6 protein-coding genes and 1 pseudogene are annotated in these 6,506 nt (G+C 54.1%); all 7 read right to left on the bottom strand.

What is annotated here, in order from left to right:
• A pseudogene (locus ABJF76_RS08610) lies at positions 1-261 on the bottom strand (hypothetical protein); the annotation flags it as partial.
• Between the two features lie 84 nt (positions 262-345).
• The gene (locus ABJF76_RS08605) at positions 346-1,317 is read right to left on the bottom strand and encodes a type II secretion system F family protein (protein WP_413822312.1); all 972 of its coding nucleotides are present in this window, start codon (positions 1,315-1,317) and stop codon (positions 346-348) included.
• A 10-nt stretch (positions 1,318-1,327) separates the two neighbouring features.
• Positions 1,328-2,293, bottom strand: coding sequence for a type II secretion system F family protein (locus ABJF76_RS08600; protein ID WP_413822313.1), 966 nt, complete (start codon positions 2,291-2,293; stop codon positions 1,328-1,330).
• Positions 2,294-2,339: 46 nt separating this feature from the next.
• Complete coding sequence (locus ABJF76_RS08595; RefSeq protein ID WP_413822314.1) at positions 2,340-3,767, bottom strand: CpaF family protein; 1,428 nt, start codon at positions 3,765-3,767, stop codon at positions 2,340-2,342.
• 23 nt (positions 3,768-3,790) lie between these two features.
• Positions 3,791-5,029 carry an AAA family ATPase gene (locus tag ABJF76_RS08590; protein WP_413822315.1) on the bottom strand — a complete coding sequence of 413 codons (1,239 nt, stop codon included), beginning with the start codon at positions 5,027-5,029 and terminating at the stop codon, positions 3,791-3,793.
• A gap of 238 nt (positions 5,030-5,267) precedes the next feature.
• Positions 5,268-5,930: an OmpA family protein gene (locus ABJF76_RS08585; RefSeq protein ID WP_413822316.1), complete on the bottom strand. Its 663-nt coding sequence runs from the start codon at positions 5,928-5,930 to the stop codon at positions 5,268-5,270.
• A 10-nt stretch (positions 5,931-5,940) separates the two neighbouring features.
• On the bottom strand, positions 5,941-6,506 hold a 566-nt coding region (locus ABJF76_RS08580), incomplete at its 5' end, for a type II and III secretion system protein family protein (protein ID WP_413822551.1).

The raw sequence follows: 6,506 nt of genomic DNA, 5'->3' as shown, positions 1-6,506 counted from the left end.
AGCAGTGCCCAGCCCAGACAGGATTTCACCGTCAAATCCCCCACGATTAAGGGCCGCACGGTTGAAGGATTTGATGGCAAGCTCAAATTCGCCCGCAGCGATCAGACGGTGGCCGACTTCGACGCCGTCCACGGCTTCGCCGCGCCGATCCACGCCGGGGGCAAAGGGGCCAGTGTCGCCTACCTTGATGCCGCTCGTGGTGCAGGCGGCAAGGCAAAGCGCAAGAATGAAAGCGGGCAGGGCCCGGACGCCTGAAAACATGGGGTCTTTTCGACCTTTTATATGACTGCACCGCACACCAAACGGCGCGCGGTGCATGTCTTTTAACACATAATGTGCGGCAATCTAGTTCCCCAAGTTACCCAATTGTGTGATGCCGTGCACAGACGGGCCGACAAGAATGATCAACAGTGGCGGAACTGTCAGCATCATAGTGGCCAATGTCATTTTGGTTGGCAGTTTGTTGGCCGCTTCTTCGGCCCGCATCACGCGCTTGTCGCGCATTTCACCAGCATAGACGCGCAAGGCTTCGGCGATTGATGTACCGAAACTGGCTGATTGCACCAAAACGGTCACAAAACTGGCCACGTCCTGCACGCCGCAGCGTTCGGCCATATCGTTCAGGACGGTCACTTTGTCCTTACCAGCCTTCATTTCGTAGCTCACGATTTGGAATTCGTCGGCAAGGGCGGGGTATGAGGCCTGCAATTCGTTGGCAACGCGGGTGATGGATTGGTCAAGCGACTGACCAGCCTCGACACAGACCAGCATCATATCAAGCGAATCTGGGAAACCTTGGGTGATTTGTTCTTTGCGTTCTTCGACGCGGCGCGTGACCCAATATTGCGGTAAATAGTAACCGATGCCGCCGGGCCCAAGTGTCCACATGGCGATCTTTTGTGTGGTCATAAATTCGGTGCCAACGATGAAGTTGGTGTAAACTACACCAGCAATCAACCCTAGAACCCCCAAAATAAATTGGGCGGCGTGGAACACGCGCACCGCGTCACGCGACTGATAGCCCGCCTGACGCAGCATCAATTGGCGTTTAGACAGTTCGGCCACGTCCTCGGGTTCCAGAAACTTCGAAAATTTCTGCAGCTGTTGGTTGCCAGCACCTTGGCGCAGACGTTCCTTTTGCGGCCCGTTAGAGGCAGCGGCGTGTCTGTTTTTCTTAAGCTTGTCTAGCGGGTCTTCGGGTTGGCGCATCATCATGACGATGACGATGACGACCATCATTAATCCCAATACGCCAGCGATAACGATTGGCCCGAGGGGGCCGAGGATGTCGGTGATTGGTTGCAGCAGGGCTTCCATAGCGGGGTCCTCAGACTTTGATGTTGGTCAATACGCGCATCACCACAAGGTTGACGCACAAGAAGATGCCGACGGCGAAACAGGCCGGGATGAAATAGGGGTGGTCGCGGACTTCGTCATAGTAATGCGGGTCGCCGACCTGGATCACGACCAAGGCCACAAGCGGGAAGGCGGACAAGAATTTGCCAGACCATTTCGCTTCGGCGGTGATGGCTTTGACGCGGCGGAACAGGCGGAAACGCGCGCGGATAACTTTCGCCAAACCCATCAGGATCTCGGCTAGGTTACCCCCGGATTGTTGTTGGATGGTCACGGCGACCGCAAGAAAACGCAAATCTTGCATGTCCAACCGTTCGGCCATCGATTTGAGCGCCTCGCCCACGTCCCGGCCAAAGGCGGATTCATCCGCGATCACCCCGAATTCAGAGGCTAGAGGATCTTGGACTTCTTTGGCAACGATTTGGATGGCGGAGCTAAATGGGTGACCAACGCGCAGGGAACGCACCATAAGTTCAACCGCATCGGGCAGTTGTTCTTCGATCATGGCCATACGTTTGCTGGCCTTTGAGCTGACCCAAAAGAACACAGCGCCGACCCCGATGCCAATGGACAGCAAAACGCGCACAGCTGGTGCGGTTTCTGTACCGACACTTAGGCCCACAAAAGCCACGAGAGACACGCCGCCCATCACCAGGATCAACTGTTTGGGTGTAAAGGCGATGGCGGCCTTTTGGGCACGATCCGCAAGCAGTGAATAAAGAGGGATTGAACGCGCGCCCATGTGCTGCTGCATCTCTTTGCGCAGCTGGTCCAGCACTTCTTCGCGCCGTCCGCCTGATTTGTTAAGCATTTCAAGGCGGCGGTTCACCCGGTTGTTCAGGCTGATGGATTTACCAAAAGCAACAAGGTACAGGCCCTCAACCAGGACCAGAACGCCGATGAAGATCAGCCCGTAAATGATTGGTTCTGCGCTCATTTTTCTTAATCCTCAAGTGGAGAAGTGGTTGGCATCACAAGGTTTCTTATTCGGCCGCTATGGGTTCGTAGATGCTGGCTGGCAGATCATAACCCCACATGCGGAAGCGTTCAGAAAAGTGCGAACGCACGCCAGTGGCGGTGAAGTGACCGATGATTTTGTTGTCTGGCGTCAGGCCGACGCGTTGGAAACGAAACACTTCCTGCATGGAAATGACGTCGCCTTCCATGCCGGTGATTTCGGTAATAGATGTCATGCGGCGCGATCCGTCCTGCAAACGCGAGGCTTGCACGATCAAGTTCACAGCCGAAGAAATCTGGCTACGCACGGCTTTAAGCGGCATTTCGATCCCAGCCATCGCGATCATGTTTTCCAGACGAGACACACCATCGCGCGCCGAGTTGGCGTGGATTGTGGTCATCGAACCGTCGTGACCTGTGTTCATCGCCTGAAGCATATCGATAACTTCTTCGCCGCGCGTTTCACCAACGATGATGCGGTCAGGCCGCATTCGAAGGGCGTTTTTCAGACAATCACGCGGGGACACTTCGCCTTTACCTTCCACGTTGGGGGGGCGGCTTTCCATCCGACCCACGTGGGTTTGTTGCAGCTGAAGTTCGGCGGTGTCTTCGATGGTAAGGATGCGTTCGGCGTTGTCGATGAAAGACGACAGCGCGTTGAGCGTGGTTGTTTTACCCGAACCGGTACCGCCTGAAACGATCACATTCAGACGTGTTGCCACTGCCGCCTGAAGGTAGGCGGCCATTTCTTCGGTAAAGGCGCCAAATTGGACCAGGTCGTCGATGCCCAATTTGTCTTTTTTGAACTTACGAATGGAAACAAGGCTACCATCGACCGCAATCGGCGGAACCATAGCGTTGAAACGCGACCCGTCTTTCAGACGCGCATCGACGTAAGGGTTTGATTCGTCGACACGACGACCAACAGCCGACACGATTTTGTCGATGATGCGCAGCAAGTGACGTTCGTCTTTAAAGGTCACATCGGTCAGTTGCAGTTTACCCGCACGTTCCACAAAAATCTGTTGTGGGCCGTTCACCAGAATATCGTTGACCGTCTCGTCCTGAAGCAAGGTTTCCAGCGGACCAAGGCCCGTTACTTCGTCAAACAGTTCTTTAATCAGGGTTTGGCGGTCTTCGCGGTTGAAGATGATGTTTTTCTCTTCAAGGAATTCATTGGTGATCGCGCTGATTTCTTGGCGCAAATCCGCGTCCGTCGCGCTTTCGAGGGCGGACAGGTTGAGGTTGTCCAAAAGAACGCTGTGCAGTTCGAGCTTGATCTCGCCCATGCGTTCTTTTTTCTTACGCTCTTTATCCATCGGCATAACCGTCGCGGTTGTAGCGTTTGCCTTGCGCGCGATTTTGGTTGGTGCCGCAGCTTTGGGTGTCTCAACCACTTCGACCACAGGAGCGGCGGCTGGTTTGCCCGCGTCTTTTTTGTACTTAGAAAACATTCCGGTACCTCCGAGAAGTGCGGTTAAGCCGCTTTGTCTTGAGCGTCGCTCAATTCATGGATGGATGTTGCGAGTTTCGCGATTTCGCGGCGCAACGGGTTCTTTGCGGCAGCTGTCGCCAAGGGCAGGCCGTGATCGGCGCCTTGGGTGATCTGCTTACCACCCTCCGGCAATTGCACCTCGACCGAGATATCCAAGCTTTCGGCCAGTCGTTTGACCCGCGCCTTACCCCCTAGATCGGTGAACTTGGGTGCACGGTTCAGCACATAACGCAGCTTTTCGACGGGCAATTCTTCGGATTGCAGGGCACGTTTGAAGCGCAATGTGTTCTGAGCAGACCGCAGATCCATTTCCATTGTAATGAAATAGATGTGGGCGGCGTTCAGTACTGTTTCAGTCCATTGCACCAGGGTCGAAGGCATGTCGATAACCACGTAATCAAAGTGCGCACGCGCCATATCAATCACACGTGTGATGTCTTCGGGCGTGATCAGATCAAGCGGGATCATATCGGCAGGCGCTGTCAGAACCTGTAGACGATCTTGGAATGTCATAAGGGATTGGCCAAAAGAATCTTCGTCCATGGCCTCGGTATCCGAGAGCATCTCGAACACGGCCTCGCGGCGTTGAAGATCTAGGAATGTCGAGGCCGAACCAAACTGCAAGTCAAAGTCCAAAAGACAGACGTTCGGGGTGTCCGACGGATTTAACAAAGCCAGTTCCCATGCAAGGTTCACCGCCAGTGTCGTAGCACCTGTGCCACCAGCAACACCGTGGGTCACAAAAACAGCACCTTCTTTGTTGCTGCCGCTTCGTAGCTGACTGTTGGCTTTTGCTTCAACGGGCTGTGGCTGTTCTTTTGTATGCAGGCGATCGATGGCCTGTTGCAATTCGGTTTCTGGCAGCGGGTAGGGGACAAATTCGTCGGCCCCTGCGCGCAGCAATTGATGCAACGATGCGGGCGATACGTCTTCTGCAATAAGGATGACTTTAATGTTGCGTTCTTTGGCCTGTTTGATGATTTCACTCATCAAAATAAGGTTGTCTTCGTCGGATTGATCCAAAGCAAGCGCTACAAATTCCAACGCCTCGGCATCGGGCTGGTTAAAAAAGGCAAGGGCTTCTGCAAAACTTAGATCGCCCCAGGTTTCACCTAGGGCTTGTTCCATGTCTTCGATCAACAAATCAAAATTCTGCACATCGCGACTGATGGTACATGCCACAATGGGTGTGGTTTCTGGTGTTGGCATGACACTGCTCATTTGACCCGTCGTCCTTTAATAAAAGGGTACAGATAGCGGCAAAGACGCATTCTACGCCTGTTTGACTGTCGTACCCGCGCCCAAAATAATTGGGCATACGTATCCTTAGGGGCGGTTGTCGCAGTCAAATCAGGCGAGAATTAGGCCAAAAAGCTCCAATTGTTTGGCATTTATAAACGATAAAGCGCGCAGACAAGGATTGTCTGCGCGCTTGAGGCCGTAAAGATGTGGTTTGTATTTACTGTTCTGTCCGTAAATCGGAACCTTTGATGCCGCTCAGCCCAGATCCAGCGGTGCCTGATTCGACGTAATCGCGATAGATGATCTGAGCGTACTTGCCGTCCAGAACAGTGGGGTTGCTTTTCACGAAGCCCGACACTTCGGTCACTGTGCGCCGATTGCGGCGTTCGCGCCCTTGGGTCACGATCAATGGCTGTGTTTCACCGAAAGATGCAACAGCTTCAAGCCGCGAGCGGTTGATGCCTTGTGTTGAAAGGTAACCAACGACGGCACGCGCACGCGCCAAACCCAACTGTTTGTTGAAGCCCGAAGATCCGACAGCATCTGTGTGCCCGTAGACGCGGAAACGTACTTCGGGGAATTGGCGGATGAAACGTGCTTGTTCGTTCAGGGCGTCGCGTGCCCCTGCATCCAATGTCGCAGAGTTGAAAGCGAAATTGACGGTTGTGCCGACTTCGGTTGCAAAGCGATTGGCCAGATCGAACGTATATTGACGTTCGCCGGTCAAAAGCAGGGTGTTGTTGGCGGTTGCATTCCCAAACTGGCCGGTATCGACCAAAGATCCCGCTTCGCGGTAGAATTGGGTGTAAACCGGGTCACGGGACGTGCAGGCCGCCAAAGCGAGACTACCGAGCAATGTGACTGAGATGATCGATTTCATGACCCTGTCCTTAATCCAACACGTAACCATATGAGCCGGAGAAGTCCTGTTTGGCAACCTCGCCTGCGGCACCTTGTCTAGGGGTGCGGGTGCCGGCGGCTGTGCGGCCATAAAGGAACAAGTCCCGTTCACTTGGCGGTTTGATGCGATCTGTGGGCAGCGCCAACACGTCACCACGCACGGGTGATACAAGGTGAGCTGTGATAATGATCACCAATTCAGTCTGATTGCGTTGATAGCTGGCAGATCGGAACAACGTTCCCAAGATCGGCACATCGCCAAGCCAGGGCAATTGACTGGAGTTGTCATCAAAGTTGTCTTCGAGCAGGCCTGCGATTGCAAAACTCTCGCCGTCGCGCATTTCGACGGTCGTTGATGTTTCACGCCGCGAGAAGGCGTCGATTTCAAAACCGTCGATGGCAAAACCGTTCGTGGGGTCGATGGCCGACACCGCTGCCTCAAGCTCGAGGTTGATCAGGTCTTTGTCCACCACGCGGGGGATAAAGTTGAGTTCAATACCGAAAGGTTTGAATTCAATGGTAATCACACCGTCTTCTTGGGCCACGGGGACTGGAT

Origin of the sequence: Tateyamaria sp. (assembly GCF_039940735.1) — a bacterium.
GTDB lineage: Bacteria > Pseudomonadota > Alphaproteobacteria > Rhodobacterales > Rhodobacteraceae > Tateyamaria.
Note: the sequence above shows the minus strand (reverse complement) of the source record. Positions and strands in the feature narration are given on the sequence as shown.

Coding starts and splice junctions, on each gene's coding strand:
- ABJF76_RS08605 (WP_413822312.1), bottom strand. CDS start 1,317: ATGGAAGCCCTGCTGCAACCAATCACCGACATCCTCGGCCCCCTCGGG.
- ABJF76_RS08600 (WP_413822313.1), bottom strand. CDS start 2,293: ATGAGCGCAGAACCAATCATTTACGGGCTGATCTTCATCGGCGTTCTG.
- ABJF76_RS08595 (WP_413822314.1), bottom strand. CDS start 3,767: ATGTTTTCTAAGTACAAAAAAGACGCGGGCAAACCAGCCGCCGCTCCT.
- ABJF76_RS08590 (WP_413822315.1), bottom strand. CDS start 5,029: ATGAGCAGTGTCATGCCAACACCAGAAACCACACCCATTGTGGCATGT.
- ABJF76_RS08585 (WP_413822316.1), bottom strand. CDS start 5,930: ATGAAATCGATCATCTCAGTCACATTGCTCGGTAGTCTCGCTTTGGCG.